The organism is Caulobacter sp. CCUG 60055 (genome assembly GCF_022750545.1).
Classification (GTDB): domain Bacteria; phylum Pseudomonadota; class Alphaproteobacteria; order Caulobacterales; family Caulobacteraceae; genus PUIC01.
Genome location: NZ_PUIC01000001.1, coordinates 444828 through 461078, shown reverse-complemented (window position 1 = coordinate 461078; position 16251 = coordinate 444828). Strand labels below are relative to the sequence as shown.

The 16251-nt window shown below is 69.5% G+C and carries 18 protein-coding genes; 11 read left to right on the top strand and 7 right to left on the bottom strand.

Features of this window, described 5'->3' with window-relative positions:
- Positions 1–13 precede the first annotated feature (13 nt).
- A complete protein-coding gene (locus C5708_RS02145; protein WP_242917341.1) occupies positions 14–1105 on the top strand; it encodes a M48 family metallopeptidase in 1092 nt (363 codons plus the stop codon).
- A gap of 28 nt (positions 1106–1133) precedes the next feature.
- On the opposite strand, the gene C5708_RS02140 is transcribed toward C5708_RS02145, so the two are convergent.
- Positions 1134–1895, bottom strand: a complete 762-nt coding sequence (locus C5708_RS02140; RefSeq protein ID WP_242917339.1) for an arginyltransferase — start codon at positions 1893–1895, stop codon at positions 1134–1136.
- A gap of 117 nt (positions 1896–2012) precedes the next feature.
- Entirely contained in the window at positions 2013–2915 is a 903-nt protein-coding gene (locus C5708_RS02135; RefSeq protein WP_242917337.1) for a flagellar motor protein MotB, read from the bottom strand.
- 129 nt (positions 2916–3044) lie between these two features.
- Here C5708_RS02135 and C5708_RS02130 point away from each other — a divergent pair, with 129 nt between their 5' ends.
- Positions 3045–3899 carry an NAD(P)-dependent oxidoreductase gene (locus C5708_RS02130; protein ID WP_242917335.1) on the top strand — a complete coding sequence of 285 codons (855 nt, stop codon included), beginning with the start codon at positions 3045–3047 and terminating at the stop codon, positions 3897–3899.
- A gap of 29 nt (positions 3900–3928) precedes the next feature.
- Positions 3929–5014 (top strand): alpha/beta fold hydrolase, encoded by a 1086-nt coding sequence (locus C5708_RS02125; protein WP_242917333.1) that lies wholly within the window; start codon positions 3929–3931, stop codon positions 5012–5014.
- Here C5708_RS02125 and C5708_RS02120 read toward each other — a convergent pair whose 3' ends face one another.
- Genes C5708_RS02120 through C5708_RS02105 form a run of 4 tightly spaced genes read right to left on the bottom strand, consistent with a single transcriptional unit; the run spans position 5015 to position 8567 of the window.
- Positions 5015–6145 carry a serine hydrolase gene (locus tag C5708_RS02120; RefSeq protein WP_242917331.1) on the bottom strand — a complete coding sequence of 377 codons (1131 nt, stop codon included), beginning with the start codon at positions 6143–6145 and terminating at the stop codon, positions 5015–5017. It lies immediately after the preceding gene.
- Positions 6146–6181: 36 nt separating this feature from the next.
- A complete protein-coding gene (locus tag C5708_RS02115) occupies positions 6182–7108 on the bottom strand; it encodes a helix-turn-helix transcriptional regulator (RefSeq protein WP_242917329.1) in 927 nt (308 codons plus the stop codon).
- Positions 7051–8052: a porphobilinogen synthase gene (gene hemB, locus C5708_RS02110; RefSeq protein WP_242917327.1), complete on the bottom strand. Its 1002-nt coding sequence runs from the start codon at positions 8050–8052 to the stop codon at positions 7051–7053. The genes C5708_RS02115 and hemB overlap by 58 nt, the downstream gene beginning before the upstream one ends.
- Positions 8053–8084: 32 nt before the next feature.
- Complete coding sequence (locus C5708_RS02105; RefSeq protein ID WP_242917325.1) at positions 8085–8567, bottom strand: hypothetical protein; 483 nt, start codon at positions 8565–8567, stop codon at positions 8085–8087.
- Between the two features lie 182 nt (positions 8568–8749).
- Here C5708_RS02105 and C5708_RS02100 point away from each other — a divergent pair, with 182 nt between their 5' ends.
- The gene (locus tag C5708_RS02100; protein WP_242917323.1) at positions 8750–9511 is read left to right on the top strand and encodes a methyltransferase; all 762 of its coding nucleotides are present in this window, start codon (positions 8750–8752) and stop codon (positions 9509–9511) included.
- Positions 9512–9651: 140 nt separating this feature from the next.
- On the top strand, positions 9652–10878 hold the full coding sequence (gene hemA / locus C5708_RS02095) for a 5-aminolevulinate synthase (protein ID WP_242918041.1): 1227 nt from the start codon (positions 9652–9654) through the stop codon (positions 10876–10878).
- Between the two features lie 76 nt (positions 10879–10954).
- Here hemA and C5708_RS02090 read toward each other — a convergent pair whose 3' ends face one another.
- Entirely contained in the window at positions 10955–11401 is a 447-nt protein-coding gene (locus C5708_RS02090; RefSeq protein ID WP_242917320.1) for a MucR family transcriptional regulator, read from the bottom strand.
- 185 nt (positions 11402–11586) lie between these two features.
- Between C5708_RS02090 and glyA the strand changes: the two genes are divergently transcribed.
- The 6 genes from glyA to ribH are packed head-to-tail and all read left to right on the top strand — an operon-like array spanning position 11587 to position 16249.
- Positions 11587–12888, top strand: a complete 1302-nt coding sequence (gene glyA / locus C5708_RS02085) for a serine hydroxymethyltransferase (RefSeq protein WP_242917318.1) — start codon at positions 11587–11589, stop codon at positions 12886–12888.
- A 41-nt stretch (positions 12889–12929) separates the two neighbouring features.
- The gene (nrdR, locus tag C5708_RS02080) at positions 12930–13403 is read left to right on the top strand and encodes a transcriptional regulator NrdR (RefSeq protein WP_242917317.1); all 474 of its coding nucleotides are present in this window, start codon (positions 12930–12932) and stop codon (positions 13401–13403) included.
- A complete protein-coding gene (locus C5708_RS02075; protein ID WP_242917315.1) occupies positions 13400–14062 on the top strand; it encodes a RibD family protein in 663 nt (220 codons plus the stop codon). The genes nrdR and C5708_RS02075 overlap by 4 nt, the downstream gene beginning before the upstream one ends.
- Entirely contained in the window at positions 14063–14656 is a 594-nt protein-coding gene (locus C5708_RS02070; RefSeq protein WP_242917313.1) for a riboflavin synthase, read from the top strand. It abuts the gene before it with no gap.
- Positions 14653–15774 (top strand): 3,4-dihydroxy-2-butanone-4-phosphate synthase, encoded by a 1122-nt coding sequence (gene ribB / locus C5708_RS02065; protein WP_242917311.1) that lies wholly within the window; start codon positions 14653–14655, stop codon positions 15772–15774. Before C5708_RS02070 ends, ribB begins: the two co-directional genes overlap by 4 nt.
- A 4-nt stretch (positions 15775–15778) precedes the next feature.
- Positions 15779–16249 carry a 6,7-dimethyl-8-ribityllumazine synthase gene (gene ribH / locus C5708_RS02060; RefSeq protein ID WP_242917308.1) on the top strand — a complete coding sequence of 157 codons (471 nt, stop codon included), beginning with the start codon at positions 15779–15781 and terminating at the stop codon, positions 16247–16249.
- Positions 16250–16251: the final 2 nt, after the last annotated feature.

The window sequence follows — 16251 nt, the reverse complement described above, 5'->3', positions numbered from 1 at the left end:
AAGGTTCGTCGTCGTGCAGGCCGTCGGCCTCCAGACCTACATCTGGAACAACAACCTCCGATCGACCCTGCTGCTGATCGGTTTCCCCCTGCTGCTGATCGGCATGATCTACGTGTTGCAGCTGGGGTTGATGGGGGCGGGCTACCTGCCGTCGACCGGCAGCCTGAACGGCGACCTGGGCTATTCCCTGCGCCTGCTGATCGGCTCGGCGCCCTTGGCCTTGGTCGTGGCTGGCGTCTGGTTCGTCATCGCCTATTTCTCCAACCAGCTCATCATCAACCTGGCGACCGGCGCGCAGCCGGTGACGCGGAAGGACGAGCCCGAGCTCTACAACCTTCTGGAAAACCTCTGCATCTCGCGGGGCATGCGGACGCCGACCCTGCAGATCATCGAGACCGACGCCCTGAACGCCTTCGCCAGCGGCCTGCACGAAGGCCAGTTCTGCGTCAGCGTCACCCGCGGCCTGATCCAGACCTTGGACCGCGACGAGATCGAGGCCGTGCTCGGCCACGAACTAACCCACATCATCAACCGCGACGTCCGCACCATGGTCATCGCCTCGGTGTTCGCCGGCATCATCACCCTGCTGGCCCAGGTGGTCTATCGGGCGGTGCTGTGGGGCGGGCTCGGCCGGCGCTCGCGCGACGACGGCCGGCGCGGCGGCAACGCCGTCTTCGTGCTGCTGGCCCTGGCCGTGGTGGCGGTCGGCTACGCGCTGGCCATCGTCATCCAGTTCGCCATCTCGCGTCAGCGGGAATACATCGCCGACGCCGGGGCGGTCGAGCTGACCAAGAACCCCGACGCCATGATCTCGGCCCTGCGCAAGATCAGCGGGCGTTCGCACCTCGAAGCGCCGCGGCAGGTGCGCGGCATGTTCCTGGAGAACGACGACGAGGGCGTGATGGGCCTGTTCACCACCCACCCCCCGGTCGAGAAGCGGGTGGCCGCGCTGGTGCGTTTCGCCGGCGGCCTCGACCTGCCGGTGACTCCCGACCGCCCGGCCGTCCCGGCCGCCGAGCCCCCGCCGGCGTCACGGCAGGATCAGGAATGGCCGTGGGGGCCGCCGCCGCCGGACGACGGCGGCCAGCGCGGTCCCTGGGGCTGAGGCGGGGAAGGCGAGACTTGCCGGGCCTTTATTCGGCGGCGGGCTCGCGGTCGCGGCGCGACATCAGCACCCAGCCCCCGGGACGCAGGATCTCGATCGGGTTGAAGCGGGCCTTGTAGGCCATCTTGACGCTGCCGTTGACCCAATAGCCGAGATAGACGTAGGGCGCGCTGGTCAGCACCGCCTGGATGACGTGGTCGAGGATGATGAACGAGCCGAGACTGAGCTTGGTCATCGCTGGATCGTAGAAGCTGTAGACCAGCGACAGGCCGTCGTTGAGCATGTCGACCAGCACGCAGGCGATCAGGTCGCCCGGGCCGCCGTCGGTCGAAGGGGCGCGGTACTCGACGATATGGGTGCGGACCGCGGTGTCCTCGACCATGGCCACATAGTCGGGCCAGGTCATGTCGGCCATGCCGCCTTCGGCGTGGCGGGCCAGGAGGTAGCGGCGCAGCAGGTCGAACTGCTCCATCGTCGCCTCGGCCTCGACGATGTGGCGGCGCAGGTGGCCGTTACGGTCGAGGATGCGGCGCTCGGAGCGCGAAAACCGATAGTCGGCGGCCGGGATGCGGGCGGAGACGCAGGCCTCGCAGGCCTCGCAGGCCGGGCGGTAGGCGATGTTCTGGGAACGGCGGAAACCGACCTGGGTCAGGGCGTCGTTGACGCTGGGGCCGTCGTTCAGCGGCAGGTGGGCGAACACCTTGCGCTCCTGGCGGCCGGGCAGATAGGGGCAGGGCGACGCCGCCGTCAGGAAGAAGCGTAACTGGCGCGTCGCAAAGTGGTGTGTCACGGACGGGCGTCATCCCAGACGGCCCCCAACCGGGCCGGCGCTGTCTCGGATTAGGACGCAAGCCGAGCTTTCACGCAAGCGTCGCTTGCGCCGCAGGCCCCAGGGCGGCCTGAAGCTTCAGAGGCTGTGGTCGGGCGGCAGCACGGGCGCCTCGCGCAGCAGCACGATGGCGATGCGGCGGTTGCCGGGCAGGGTGGGATCGTCCGGATAGAGCGGGTCGGAATTGGCCTTGCCCGACACCTGATAGACCCGGTCGGCGTCGACGCCGGCCGCCTGCATGATCTGGCGGGCGGCGTTGGCCCGCGCCGCCGAGAGCTGCCAGTCGTTCTCGGTTTTCGAGCCGTCGGCGTTGGCGCTGGTGTGGCCCGAGATGGTGATGCGGTTGGGCAGCTGGTTGACGATCTTGGTGATGGCGCGCAGCAGGATCTTGGCGCGGTCGTTGGGCGCGGCCGAGCCTTCCTTGTACATCGACCGGCCGTCCTGGTCGACGAGCTGGATGCGCAGGCCCTCGGGGGTCTGGTCGATCAGCACCTGCTTGGACAGCTCGGCCAGTTCGGGCATGTCCTGCAAGGCTTGGCGCAGCGACTGGGCCGCGCTCTGGAAGGCCTGGTCCTCGCGCCGCTCCAGCGCCTTCTCCATGGCCGCCTGCTGGGCGGTCTTGGCGTCCTGGGGCTTGCCGTCGCCGCGGCCGGTCTGGCCGGCCGGCTGGCTGTCGGGGGCGATCTGGTCGATCACCGTCATCGAGCCGTTGCTCTTGACCCCGTCGTCGCCTAGGGCGGTGCCGCCGAGGATGCCGCCCGAGCCGCTGGTCGACTGCGAGACGCTGGCCGGCGCGAAATAGTCGGCGATGCCGCGCTTCTGTTCGGGGCTGGTGGTGTTGATCAGCCACATCAGGAGGAAGAAGGCCATCATCGCGGTGACGAAGTCGGCATAGGCCACCTTCCAGGCGCCGCCATGGTGGCCGTGCCCCATCACCTTCTTGACCTTGCGGATGGTCACCGACCCGTCGCCGACCGCCATGACCCGTCCTTAAGCGCGATTAACCTCAGTTGGGATGAAAGTGCCCGGCGGACGTTAAGATGGGGTTGCGGCGCCGGCGCGTGGCGGCCTAATCCCCAGGCACGGGTTCATGAACTGGGGTGTGCGGTGATGAAGGTCGCGTTCGTCGGGTTGGGCGTCATGGGCTTTCCCATGGCGGGGCATCTGGCCAAGGCCGGGCACGAGGTCTCGGTGTTCAACCGCAGCCCGGCCAAGGCCGGGCGCTGGGTGGAGACCCATGGCGGCCGGGCGGGCGCGACCATCGCCGAGGCGGTGAGGGATTGCGAACTGGTCGCCCTGTGCGTCGGCAATGACGACGACGTCCGCGCCGTGCTCAAGGAGGCGCTGCCGGCCATGGCGGCGGGCGGGATCGTCGTCGACCACACCACGACTTCGGCCAAGCTGGCGCGCGAGGCGGCCGAGGCGGCGGCGGCCCAGGGCAGGACTTTCCTCGACGCGCCGGTCTCCGGCGGCCAGGCCGGGGCCGAGAACGGCCAGTTGACCATCATGGTCGGCGGCGACGAGGCGGCGTTCGAACGGGCGCGGCCGGTCCTGGAGGCCTACGCCAAGGCCATCCGCCGCATCGGCGGGGTCGGCGCCGGCCAGCAGGCCAAGATGTGCAACCAGATCGCCATCGCCGGCGTGGTGCAGGGGGTGGCCGAGGCCGTCCACTTCGCCAAACAGGCCGGTCTCGACACCGACGCCGTGCTGGAGGCGATCTCCAAGGGCGCGGCGCAGTCCTGGCAGATGGAGAACCGCTGGAAGACCATGGTCGAGGGCCGGTTCGACTTCGGCTTCGCGGTCGACTGGATGCGCAAGGACCTGGGCATCGCTCTGGAAGAGGCGCGCGCCAACGGCGCGCAGCTGGCGGTGACCGCCTTGGTCGATCAGTTCTACGCCGAGGTCCAGGCCATGGGCGGGCGGCGTTGGGACACCTCCAGCCTCGCGGCGCGGCTGGACCGCTGAGCGGACAAAAGATTAAATAGGGACGGGATATGCGTGTTTTTTCAATGGCCTTGGCCGGAATTCTGGCGGCGTTTTCGCTCGGCGCGGCCAAGGCTGAGGTTCCCGCCCTGACCCAGGCGAAGGAAGGCGACTTCGTCGTCCGCGACTTCCGGTTCAGGTCCGGCGAAAGCCGGCCGGAGCTGCGGCTGCACTACACCACCCTGGGCCAGCCCAGGCGCGACGCCCAGGGCCGCGTGACCAACGCGGTGATGGTCCTGCATGGCACCGGGGGGACGGGGCGGCAGTTCTTCGCCCCGCAGTTCGCCGACGTGCTGTTCGCGCCGGGCGGCCTGCTCGACCCGGCCAAGTACTACGTGATCTTGCCGGACGGGATCGGGCACGGGAAATCCTCCAAGCCCAGCGACGGCCTGCGCGCCCGCTTCCCGCATTACGACTACGACGACATGGTGCTGGCCCAGCACGAACTGCTGACCAAGGGCCTTGGGGTGGATCATCTGCGGCTGCTGATGGGCACCTCGATGGGCTGCATGCACGGCTTCGTCTGGGGCGAAACCTATCCGGCCTTCGCCGACGCCCTGATGCCGCTGGCCTGCCTGCCGACCGAGATCGCCGGCCGCAACCGCACCTGGCGCAAGATGCTGATGGACGCCATAGTCAAGGACCCGGCCTGGAAGGGCGGCGACTATGCCGAACAGCCGAAGGAGGGTTTGCGCACGGCGCTCGACCTCTTGCTGATCGCAGGCGCCTCGCCGCTGCCGATGCAGAAGGCGCTGCCAACCCGCGAAGCGGCGGACAAATATCTGGACGAGTACTTCGCCCAGAGGTCGGCCGCGCTGGACGCCAACGACCTGCTCTATCAGGTCGACGCCTCGCGCGACTACGATCCCTCGGCGGGACTGGAGAAGATCGTCGCCCCGGTGATGTGGATCAACTCGGCCGACGATTTCATCAATCCGCCCGAGCTGGGGATCGCCGAGCCGGCGGCCAGGCGGCTCAAGAACGGCCGCTTCGTGCTGATCCCGGTCGGCGAGAACACCCACGGCCACGGCACCCACACCTGGGCGGCGATCTGGAAGGACAGGCTGGCCGAACTGCTGAAGACGTCGGAACGCTGATCAGTCCTCGACGGCGTCAAGGATGAAGTCGGTCAGCAGCTTTTCCGACAAGGGGTGCGCGCCGCGGATCTGGTAGTTGGTGGTGGTGATCACCGCCGTCAGGTCGAGGTCGGGCGCGACGATCACCTTGTTGCCGCCGGTGCCGCTCATGATCCAGGCCGGATGGGCTTTCCCCTTGGCCGGAAAGCTCTTGAGCCACCACAGATAGCCATAGTTGGTCTGGTCGTCGACCTGGGCGTGCGGCGAGGTCGAGGCCTTGACCCATTCGGCCGGCACGACGCGCCGGCCGTTCCAGACGCCGCCGTCGAGATAGAGCTGGCCGAGCTTGAGCAGGTCGCGGCTGCGCAGGCCCAGGCCGCCGCCGCCCTGGGGCAGGCCCAGCGGCGAAAGCTGCCATTCGGGCTTGTCGATCCCCAGGGGCGTGAACAGGTTGCGTTCGGCGTAGTCCTGGAGCGGCGTCTTGGTCGCCCGTTCCAACAGGGCCCCAAGCGTGGTGACGCCGGCCGTGCAGTAGCTGAAGCTGCGGCCGAATGGGGCGTCCTTGGGCTTGGGCTCCCAGCTCGGGAAGCCCTTGACCGGCAGGTCGAGGGCGAACTTCACCCAGTCCTCGATGAGGTACATCCGCTCTTCGTTGCCGCGCGAAAACTGATTGTTGTCATCGCACTCCAGGAGGGAGCTCATGCTGAGCAGGTCCTCCACGGAGATATCGTCCTTCCGCTTGTCGGGGTTGGCCAGCGGCTGCTTGTCGGGGAAATAGGGCAGGACGCGGGCCTGAACCCCCGGGATGGCCTTTCGATCGATGGCGATCCCGACCAGCATGCTGGTCACGGTCTTGGTGACCGAACGGGTGTTGCGCCGCGCGTCGCGGCCGCCGGCGTCGTAATAGGCCTCGTGGATCAGCCGGCCGTGGCGGGCGATCAGCACGCTGGTGATCTGCTGGAAATCGCCCTTGCGCACGGCCGCGTCCATCGCCGCCAGGCGGTCGGCGGACAGGCCCTGGCTTGCGGGCGGCGTGGGCTGGGCGTCGTCCAGCATGGCGCGGCGCGCGGGCTCGGGCGCGGCGGGGGCCGCCGACGCGGGCGCGGCCTGCGACAGGGCGGCGGCCAAGACCAGAACGGCGACGCGCTTCATGAATGTCTCCCCGGACGGACGATTGCGAGGCGGTCTCTAGCTCCGCCGCGGGCGGCGGTCTTGTATCGGCGCAACATCTTCGCCGCCGCCCCGGCGGCGGTAGCGGCCGGGCGTCACCCCGAAGGCGGAGCGGAACGCCCGGTGCAGGTGGCTCTGATCGACGAAGCCGGTCTCGGCCGCCACCTCGGCGAGCGAGGCCCGCGCCCGCCCGAGCAGGGAGGCCGCGCGCTCCAGCCTGCGCCCGCGCAGGTATTCCCCCGGCGCGCAACCCAGATAGCGCCGGAACACCCGCGCCAGATGCACCGGATGCACGCCGACCTCGCGGGCCACCGTGGCCACGCTCAGTTCGGGATCGTCGGCTTCCCAGATCATCTCGTGCGCCCTGGCCAGCCAGGCGGGGGGCTGGTTCGCCCGCGCCCGGTCGGGAACGAGGCTGCCGAACAGTTGCATGGCCAGGGCTTCGAGGGCGAAGTCGCCGCACGGGCCGCCCAGTTCGCGGGCGATCAGCCGGGCGGCGTGCACGGCGTAGGGATCGTGCAGCCGGACGGCCGGGCCCAGGCGCGGCGCGTCGGCGATCAGGCCGCCCTCGACGCCGCGCGGCACGGTCAGGGCGACGAAGCGCCCCTGGCCGTGCAGGAAGCGGTCGCGATGGGTGACGCCGGCCGGGTTGAACACCAGGAACGGCGCGCAGGCCAGGGGCGGCGCCGAACGGGCCGTCGACAGATAGACCCCCGACAGCGCCAGGACGAAATGGGCGTCCTCGTGCGTGTGGGTGCGGACCTCCTCCTCGGGGGCCGTGGCGGCCAGCCGGGCGAAGCCGAGCCCCGCGGCCTGGCGCGCGGCCTCGCCGCGACCGTAGAACTGGCCCGAACGCCGCAGCAGGGGCGCGTCCGGAGCGATCGGCGTCAGGCCCCGAGCAGCCGCGCCGCGCGGGGCGCGAAATAGGTGACCACGCCCGAGCAACCGGCCCGCTTGAACGCCGTCAGGCTTTCCAGGATGGCGCGGTCCTCGTCGATCCAGCCGTTCTGGGCGGCGGCGGTGATCATCGCGTACTCGCCGGAGACCTGGAAGGCGAGGGTCGGCATGGCGAAGGTCTCGACCACGCGGCGGACGATGTCGAGATAGGGCATGCCCGGCTTGACCATGATCAGGTCGGCGCCTTCGGCGATGTCGAGGGCGACCTCGCGCAGGGCCTCGTCGGTGTTGCCCGGGTCCATCTGATAGGTCTTCTTGTCGCCCTTGAGCGCGACCGCGGTGCCGATGGCGTCGCGATAGGGGCCGTAGAAGGCCGAGGCGTACTTGGCCGCATAGGCCATGATCATGGTGTCGGTCCGGCCGGCGGCCTCGAGCGCGGCGCGCAGGGCGCCGACCCGGCCGTCCATCATGTCCGAGGCGGCCAGCACGTCGGCGCCGGCCTCGGCCTGCATCAGGCCCAGCTCGACCAGGCGCTCGATGGTGGCGTCGTTGAGGATGCGGCCGTCCTCGATCAGGCCGTCGTGGCCGTGGTCGGTGAAGGGATCGAGGGCCAGGTCGCACATCAGGCCGACCTCGGGGGCGGCGTCCTTCATGGCCTTCAGCGCGCGGGCCACCAGGCCGTCGGGATTATGGCCCTCGGTTCCGAGGGCGTCCTTCTTGGCGCCGTCGACATGGGGGTGGACGGCGATGGCCGGAATGCCGAGCGCGCGGGCCTCGACGGCGGTGCGGGCCGCCTCGGCGACCGACAGGCGGGCGACGCCGGGCATGGAGGGCACGGGCACGCGGGCCTCGTCGCCGTCATGCACCACGATGGCCCACACCAGGTCGGCCGGGGTGAAGACCGTCTCGCGCGTCAGCCGTCGAATCCAGTCGGCCTGCCGCAGGCGGCGCGGACGAAGGGCGGGGAAGGGCGCGAGCGGCGCATTGAACATGACGGGCCTCGGCGGCGTGCGGTGCGTTTGGATCAGGCCCGCACGTGGCCTATCGGCCGTCCGGATGCAAGCCGGACGAACCCGTAGGCCGACGAAATCACCAGCCACAGGGCGCTGGCCACGCCCAAGGCCACCGAGGCGATCATGAAGGTGATCACCCACCGGCCGATATGGATGTCGGCGAGGCGGACCGACACCGCGTCGAGGAGATCGAAGTCCGAACCCACCGCCACGTGGACCATCTCGCCGATGATCGCCAGCACCGCCGCCAGGCCCGACACCCCGGCCAGCAGCGCGAAGCCGAACCCGACCCAGAAGATGAAGATCTGGAAGCGGTGATGCGACCGCGCCAGGGCCGTCGCGTCGCCCCGCCGCGAATAGGCGATGGCGGCGGCGATCAGCGCCGGCGCGCCGGCGAAGAAGATCGAGAAGAACAGCAGCCCATAGGTCAGGAAGGCCAGATTGCGGTCGACCTCGTCGTTGGCGCGAGAGGCGGTCGTTGAGGCCGTGGTCATGGCGGCGTGATGCTCCGGCGCCGGCGAACCGGCCTCTGGTGGCGGCAGGGTGCGCCACCACGGCCCGCGGCTCAACCCCCCGCGGCCGCGACGCCATGGCGGCTGCGCCGATCGATCCGCGATGCTAGGTTGCCGCCCGCCGGCCGAGAACGGCCGGCGCAACGAAGATGTGGGGAGTTCCAATGTTCCGTCATCTCGCCCATGCGGCCGCGGCCGCGGCCCTGCTGGCCGCCGCGCCGGCCGTCCTCGCGGCCGAATCCGTTCCCGCCAACGTCGCCGCCGCCGTGGCCGACGCCGCCCGGCCCGCCGACGACAAGGCGCGCGACGCCGCCCGCAAGCCGGCCGAGATGCTGGCCTTCGCCGGGGTCAAGCCTGGGGACAAGGTCGCCGACCTCATTCCGGGCAAGGGCTATTTCACGCGCCTGTTCGCCAAGGCGGTCGGGCCCAAGGGCGCGGTCTACGCCTTCATGCCGGCCGAGTTCGCCAAGTTCTCCAAGACGCCGCTGCCGGCCGCCGGCTCGCATCCGGACGCCGCCAACCCCAACATCACCTTCCTGACCGCGCCGATGAACGACTTCGCGACGCCGGAGAAGCTGGACGTGGTGTGGACCTCGCAGAACTACCACGACCTGCACGACAGCTTCGCCGCGCCGGCCGATCTCGCCGTGGTGAACAAGCGCGTGTTCGACGCGCTCAAGCCAGGGGGCGTCTATGTGGTGCTGGACCATGCCGCCGCGGACGGCTCGGGCCTGCGCGACACCGACACCCTGCACCGCATCGACCCCAAGTCGGTGCGCGCCGAGGTCGAGAAGGCCGGCTTCGTCTATGTCGGCGAGACCACGGTGCTGCGCTCGGCGGCCGACCCCCACACCGCCAACGTCTTCGACCCGTCGATCCGCGGCAAGACGGACCAGTTCGTCTACAAGTTCCGCAAGCCGGGCTAGGCGGCGCGGCCCTTGGTCATTATGTCCATTTGTTGACGGCCCGCGTGTGGACATAGGATGAGGGATGGGCCAATAACGCCCGCAGTTTGAACCCGGCCGATCCCTTGCAAGGACCGACCACGGCAGGGATGTTCAAGAGCATGGACTACAAGGCCGCTTTCAAGGCCGCCGTCGAGCAGGTCAGGGCCGAGGGCCGCTATCGGGTCTTCGCCGATCTCAAGCGGCGCCGGGGGGCGTTTCCCCAGGCCGTATGGACGCGGCCTGACGGTTCGACCGGCGACGTCGTCGTCTGGTGCTCCAACGACTATCTCGGCCAGGGCCAGAACCCGGTCGTCCTGGACGCCATGCACGCCGCCATCGACGCCACGGGCTCGGGCTCGGGCGGCACGCGCAACATTTCCGGCACCACCCATTACCATGTCGAGCTGGAGGCCGAGCTGGCCGACCTGCACGGCAAGGACGCGGCGCTGCTGTTCACCTCGGGCTACGTGGCCAACGAGGCGGCGCTGTCGACCCTGCAGAAGATCCTGCCGGGCCTGATCATCTTCTCCGACGCCCTGAACCACGCCTCGATGATCGCCGGCATCCGCAACGGCGGCTGCCAGCGCCACGTGTTCCGGCACAACGACCTCGAGCATCTCGAACAGCTGCTGGCCGACGCCCCGGTCAATGCGCCCAAGCTGGTGGCCTTCGAGAGCGTCTATTCGATGGACGGCGACATCGCCGACCTGGCCGGCACCATCGCCCTGGCCCGCAAGTACGGCGCGCTGACCTATCTCGACGAGGTTCATGCGGTCGGCCTCTATGGCCGGCGCGGCGCGGGCGTCGCCGAGCGCGACGGCGTCATGGCCGACATCGACATCATCGAGGGCACGCTGGGCAAGGCGTTCGGCGTGATGGGCGGCTACATCGCCGGCGACGCCGATCTGGTCGACGCCATCCGCAGCCACGCCTCGGGCTTCATCTTCACCACGTCGCTGCCGCCGGCACTGACCGCCGGGGCCATCGCCTCGGTGCGTTGGCTCAAGGAGCACGACGAGGTGCGCCAGGCCCACCAGGAGCGCGCCGAGACGCTCAAGCGCCGCTTCCGCGAAGCCGGCCTGCCGGTGATGCCGTCGGTCAGCCATATCGTTCCGGTCCTGGTCGGCGACCCGGTGCACTGCAAGCTGATCTCGGACATGCTGCTGGCAGACCATGGCGTCTATGTGCAGCCGATCAACTATCCGACCGTGCCGCGCGGCACCGAGCGCCTGCGCTTCACGCCGACGCCGTTCCACACCGACGCCATGATGGACGACCTGGTCAAGGCGATGGACCGGCTGTGGTCGCACTGCAACGTCAAACGGCTCGGCGGCCAGGCGGCCTGATCGGGACGGCCTGAGCGGCCCAAGCAAAAAGCCCCGCGCGACGCGCGGGGCTTTTTCTGTTGCGGAGGAGGAGCGGTCAGGCCTTGTGCCGACGCACGCCGCGACCCAGTCCGATCTGCTTGGCGAAGTCCGACCGGCGCGCGGCGTAGGCCGGCGCGACCATGGGATACTCCGGCGGCAAGCCCCACTTGCGGCGATATTCCTCGGGGCTCATGTCGTAGCGCGAGCGCAGGTAGCGCTTGAGCATCTTCAGCTTTTTGCCGTCCTCGAGGCAGATGATGTAGTCGTCGCCGATCGACCGGGCCACCGGCACGGCGGGTTTCGGCTTTTCGGTCGGCCGGGCGGGTTCGGCCCGTCCCAGGTTGGCCAGGGCGTCGTGCACGGAGCGGATCAATTCGGGGATGGCTCCGGCGGCGACGGCGTTCTGGGCCACGTAAGCAGCGACCACGTCCGCGCTCAGCCTCAGAACTTCCTGATTGGAAAGTTGGTCGGCGTTCGCGTTCGGGGTTGATTCGGCGTTCATGCGGAGTGTTCCAGCGACCTTAAGCGTTTTGTCCGGGGGCGGCGCATGGGCGCACCGCTCGTCCTTGATGGTGGCGAACGCGTAAAACCGTTGAGAGTTCCGTCACATCCGCATTGCGACGGTTGATCGGCGCGCGCGGGCGAGTAAACAGAGGCCCATCGCTCGCCGCTCCCTCGGAGGCCCTGATGACCGTTCACGAGACCAGCCCCGCCGTCGCGCATGACGCGTTCTTCACCGCGGGCCTCAAGGGCGCCGATCCGGCGATCTTCGACGCCGTGCAGCACGAACTGCAGCGGCAGCAGAACGAGATCGAGCTGATCGCGTCCGAGAACATCGTCTCGCGCGCCGTGCTGGAGGCCCAGGGTTCGATCCTGACCAACAAGTACGCCGAGGGCTATCCGGGCCGTCGCTACTATGGCGGCTGCGAATATGTCGACGTCGTCGAGAACCTGGCCATCGAGCGGGCCAAGCAGCTGTTCGAGGCCGGCTTCGCCAACGTCCAGCCGCACTCGGGCGCCCAGGCCAACCAGGCGGTGTTCATGGCGCTGCTGCAGCCGGGCGACACCTTCATGGGCATGGATCTGGCGGCGGGCGGCCACCTGACCCACGGCAGCCCGGCCAACCAGTCGGGCAAGTGGTTCAAGCCGGTGGCCTACACCGTGCGCGCCCAGGACCAGTACATCGACTATGACAACGTCGCCGAGGTCGCCCAGCGCGAGAAGCCCAAGCTGATCATCGCCGGCGGCTCGGCCTACGGCCGCGCCATCGACTTCGCCAAGTTCCGCGAGATCGCCGACAGCATCGGCGCCTATCTGATGGTCGACATGGCCCACTACGCCGGCCTGGTCGCCGGCGGGGTCTATCCGAACCCGGTGCCGCACGCCCACGTCGTCACCACCACCACTCACAAGACCCTGCGCGGCCCGCGCGGCGGCCTGGTGCTGACCAACGACGCCGAGATCGCCAAGAAGATCAATTCGGCGGTGTTCCCCGGCCTGCAGGGCGGCCCGCTCGAACACGTGATCGCCGGCAAGGCGGTGGCGTTCGGCGAGGCGCTGAAGCCGGAGTTCAAGACCTACGCCCAGGCCGTGGTCGCCAACGCCAAGGTGCTGGCCGAGACCCTGGTCAAGGCGGGCCTGGCCATCGTCTCCGGCGGCACCGACAGCCACGTCATGCTGGTCGACCTGCGGCCCAAGGGCGTCACCGGCAAGGCGGCCGAGGCGGCGCTGGGTCGTGCGCACATCACCTGCAACAAGAACGGCATCCCGTTCGACGCCACGCCGTTCACCATCACCTCGGGCGTCCGCCTGGGCACGCCGGCGGGCACCACCCGCGGCTTCGGCGAAGCCGAGTTCCGCCGCATCGGCGAGCTGATCGCCAAGGTCGTCGACGGCCTGGCGGCCAATCCCGAGGACAACAGCGCCGTCGAAGCCGAGGTGCGGGAGGAAGTGCTGGCGCTGTGCGCCAGGTTCCCCATCTATAGCTGAGCTTGCAAGGCGCCACACGGTCGGGGAGGGCCGCGATCTAGATGCGTTGTCCATTCTGCGGCCATGCCGAAAGCCAGGTGAAGGATTCCCGCCCGTCCGAGGACGGCGCGGCGATCCGTCGCCGGCGCTCCTGCCCCGAATGCGGCGGGCGCTTCACCACCTTCGAGCGCGTGCAGCTGCGCGAGCTGACCATCATCAAGCGGTCCGGGCGGCGCACGCCGTTCGACCGCGAGAAGCTGGTCCGGTCGATCGCCGTGGCCATGCGCAAGCGGCCCGTCGACGCCGAGCGCGTCGAGCGGATGGTCAACGGCATCGTCCGCCAGCTCGAAAGCCAGGGCGAGACCGAGCTGTCGTCCCATGTCGTCGGCGAGATGGTGATGAAGGCGCTCAAGTCGCTCGATGACGTGGCCTATGTCCGCTACGCCTCGGTCTATCGCGATTTCCGCGAGACCGACGATTTCGCCAAGTTCCTCAACGCCGAGGGCCTGAAGGAAGGCGAAGAGACCGAGGAATGACGGCCCGCGGCGCGCCGCGCGTCACCCTGAAGCTCGCCACCTCGCTCGACGGCCGTATCGCCACCGCGGCTGGCGAAAGCCGGTGGATCACCGGGCCGGCGGCGCGAGAGGCGGTGCATCGCCTCCGGGCCGGACACGACGCCGTGCTGATCGGGGTGGAGACCGCCCTGGCCGACGATCCCGAACTGACGGTCCGACTGGCCGATTTCAACGGCCGCCAGCCGGCGCGGGTGGTGCTGGACAGCCGTCAGCGCCTGCCGGCTGACGGCAGGCTGGCGCGCTCGGCCGCCGACGTCCCGCTTTTCGTGGTCGCCACGGGCGCGCCGGAAAGGCGCTTGACTGACGTCGGGGCCCGCGTGGTCCAGGTCGAGGCGGCGCAGGACGGTCGTCCCGATCCGGCGGCCGTCGTCGGGCGGCTGGCCGAGGAGGGGTTCGCGCGCCTGTTCGTCGAGGGCGGCGGCCAGGTGGCGGCGAGCTTCCTGCGCGCCGGGCTGGTGGACGAGATCGAGTGGTTCCGCGCCCCGATGATCCTGGGCGGCGAGGGCCGCCCCGCCGTCGGCGGCATGGAAATCTCGGCCTTGGCCGCCGCGCCCCGATTCAGGCGCATTGATCTTCGCACGGTCGGCGACGATCTGTGGGAGCGTTACGAGAGGCTCTGAATGTTCACAGGCATCATCACCGACGTAGGCCGCGTGCGCGCCGTCCGCGACACCAACCGCGACCGGCGCTTCGAGATCGAGACCCGCTATGACCTCTCCGGCGTCGACATCGGCGCCTCCATCTCGCACGGGGGCTGCTGCCTGACCGTGGTGGACAAGGGCGCGGACTGGTTCGCCGTCGAGGTCTCCAACGAGACGCTTTCGAAGACCACGCTGGAGGCCTGGGGCGAGGGCGACCCGGTCAATCTGGAGCGGGCGGCGCGGGTCGGCGACGAACTGGGCGGCCACATCGTCTCCGGGCATGTCGACGGGGTGGGCGAGGTGGTCTCGGTGACGCCGGAAGGCGGCTCGCACCGGGTGCGCTTCAAGGCGCCGGCGCCCTTGCACCGTTTCATCGCGCCCAAGGGCTCCGTCGCCATCGACGGGGTTTCGCTGACCGTCAACGAGGTCGAGGGCGACGAGTTCGGCGTCAACCTCATTCCGCACACCTGGGAGGTCACCACTCTGGGGCGGCTGCGCGCCGGAGCCAAGGTGAACCTGGAGATCGACGTGCTGGCCCGTTACGTCGCCCGCTGGCAGGAGACAGCCGCATGAGCGAAGACACCCCCATCTCGCCGATCGAGGACATCATCGAGGACGCCCGTCAGGGCCGCCCCTACATCCTGGTCGACGCCGAGGACCGCGAGAACGAAGGCGACGTCATCATCCCGGCGCAGTTCGCCACGCCGGACCAGATCAACTTCATGGCCAAGCACGCGCGCGGGCTGATCTGCCTGTCGATCACGGCCGAGCGGGCGCGGCAGCTGCGCCTGCCGCCGATGGCGGCCGAGAACCGCGCCGAGCACGGCACCGCCTTCACCGTCTCGATCGAGGCCAAGGAAGGGGTGACCACCGGCATTTCGGCGCACGACCGCGCCCGCACCGTCGCCGTCGCCATCGACCCGACCCGGGGGCCGGACGACATCGTCGCGCCCGGCCACATCTTCCCGCTGGTGGCCAAGGACGGCGGTGTACTGGTCCGCGCCGGCCATACCGAGGCGGCGGTCGACATCTCGCGACTGGCCGGTCTGCAGCCGGCCGGCGTCATTTGCGAGGTGATGAACGACGACGGCACCATGGCCCGCCTGCCGGACCTGGTCGCTTTCGCCCAGTTGCACGGCCTGAAGATCGGCACCATCGCCGACCTTATCGCCTATCGGCGGCGCACCGAACGCCAGGTGGAGCGCGTGCTCGAAACGCCGTTCGAAAGCGCCTACGGCGGCCACTTCCGCATGCTGGTCTATCGCAACACCCTCGACCGCACCGAGCACGTGGCTCTGGTCAAGGGCAAGGTCGACGCGGGGCGTCCGACCCTGGTCCGCATGCATCAGGTCGACTTCGCCGCCGACATGCTGGGCCATGTCGAGGCCCGGCGCGACTATATCCCCCAGGCCCTGCGCACCCTGTCGGCGCACGACGGCGCGGGGGTGGCGGTGTTCATCCGCGACCCCAACCCGGCCTGGCTGTCGGAACGCTATGGCGGCATGGAAAGCCACGCCGTGCGCACCAACGCGTTGCGCGACTATGGCGTCGGCGCGCAAATCCTGCTTGATCTCGGCGTCCGCGACATGGTCCTGCTGACGTCCAGCCAGGCCAAGCTCGCCGCGCTGGAAGGCTACGGCCTCAAGATCGTCGAACGGCGGCCGATCCCCGCGCCGGCCGGCAAGGAATAGATTGATGCCCGCTCAAGAAGAGAAAATCCGCATCCTGGTCGTCGAGGCGCGGTTCTATTCCGATCTCGCCGACGAACTGCTCAAGGGCGCGACCGACGCCCTCGAGGCCCTGGGCGCGGAATACGACGTGGTGACCGTTCCGGGCGCTCTGGAGATCCCGGCCGTGGTCGCCCTGGCCGAGGAGGGCGGCCATCGCCCCGCCGGCGTGCGCTACGACGGCTATGTCGCGCTCGGCGCGGTGATCCGCGGCGAGACCTATCACTTCGAGATCGTCGCCAATGAATCGGCGCGCGGCCTCACCGACCTGGCGGTCTCGCGCAAGATCGCCATCGGCAACGGCGTGCTCACCGTCGAGGACGAGTCCCAGGCCTGGGAACGCGCCCGCGTCTCCAAGGGCGACAAGGGCGGGTTCGCCGCCCGCGCCTGCCTCGACGTGGTGGCGCTGAAGCGTCGCCTGCTGGGCCAGGCGCGATGAGC

Excerpts from the sequence above, each read along its gene's own strand:
- C5708_RS02135 (WP_242917337.1), bottom strand. The coding sequence starts at position 2,915 with ATGGCGGTCGGCGACGGGTCGGTGACCATCCGCAAGGTCAAGAAGGTG.
- C5708_RS02130 (WP_242917335.1), top strand. The coding sequence starts at position 3,045 with ATGAAGGTCGCGTTCGTCGGGTTGGGCGTCATGGGCTTTCCCATGGCG.
- C5708_RS02125 (WP_242917333.1), top strand. The coding sequence starts at position 3,929 with ATGCGTGTTTTTTCAATGGCCTTGGCCGGAATTCTGGCGGCGTTTTCG.
- C5708_RS02120 (WP_242917331.1), bottom strand. The coding sequence starts at position 6,145 with ATGAAGCGCGTCGCCGTTCTGGTCTTGGCCGCCGCCCTGTCGCAGGCC.
- hemB (WP_242917327.1), bottom strand. The coding sequence starts at position 8,052 with ATGTTCAATGCGCCGCTCGCGCCCTTCCCCGCCCTTCGTCCGCGCCGC.
- C5708_RS02105 (WP_242917325.1), bottom strand. The coding sequence starts at position 8,567 with ATGACCACGGCCTCAACGACCGCCTCTCGCGCCAACGACGAGGTCGAC.
- C5708_RS02100 (WP_242917323.1), top strand. The coding sequence starts at position 8,750 with ATGTTCCGTCATCTCGCCCATGCGGCCGCGGCCGCGGCCCTGCTGGCC.
- hemA (WP_242918041.1), top strand. The coding sequence starts at position 9,652 with ATGGACTACAAGGCCGCTTTCAAGGCCGCCGTCGAGCAGGTCAGGGCC.
- C5708_RS02090 (WP_242917320.1), bottom strand. The coding sequence starts at position 11,401 with ATGAACGCCGAATCAACCCCGAACGCGAACGCCGACCAACTTTCCAAT.
- glyA (WP_242917318.1), top strand. The coding sequence starts at position 11,587 with ATGACCGTTCACGAGACCAGCCCCGCCGTCGCGCATGACGCGTTCTTC.
- nrdR (WP_242917317.1), top strand. The coding sequence starts at position 12,930 with ATGCGTTGTCCATTCTGCGGCCATGCCGAAAGCCAGGTGAAGGATTCC.
- C5708_RS02075 (WP_242917315.1), top strand. The coding sequence starts at position 13,400 with ATGACGGCCCGCGGCGCGCCGCGCGTCACCCTGAAGCTCGCCACCTCG.
- C5708_RS02070 (WP_242917313.1), top strand. The coding sequence starts at position 14,063 with ATGTTCACAGGCATCATCACCGACGTAGGCCGCGTGCGCGCCGTCCGC.
- ribB (WP_242917311.1), top strand. The coding sequence starts at position 14,653 with ATGAGCGAAGACACCCCCATCTCGCCGATCGAGGACATCATCGAGGAC.
- ribH (WP_242917308.1), top strand. The coding sequence starts at position 15,779 with ATGCCCGCTCAAGAAGAGAAAATCCGCATCCTGGTCGTCGAGGCGCGG.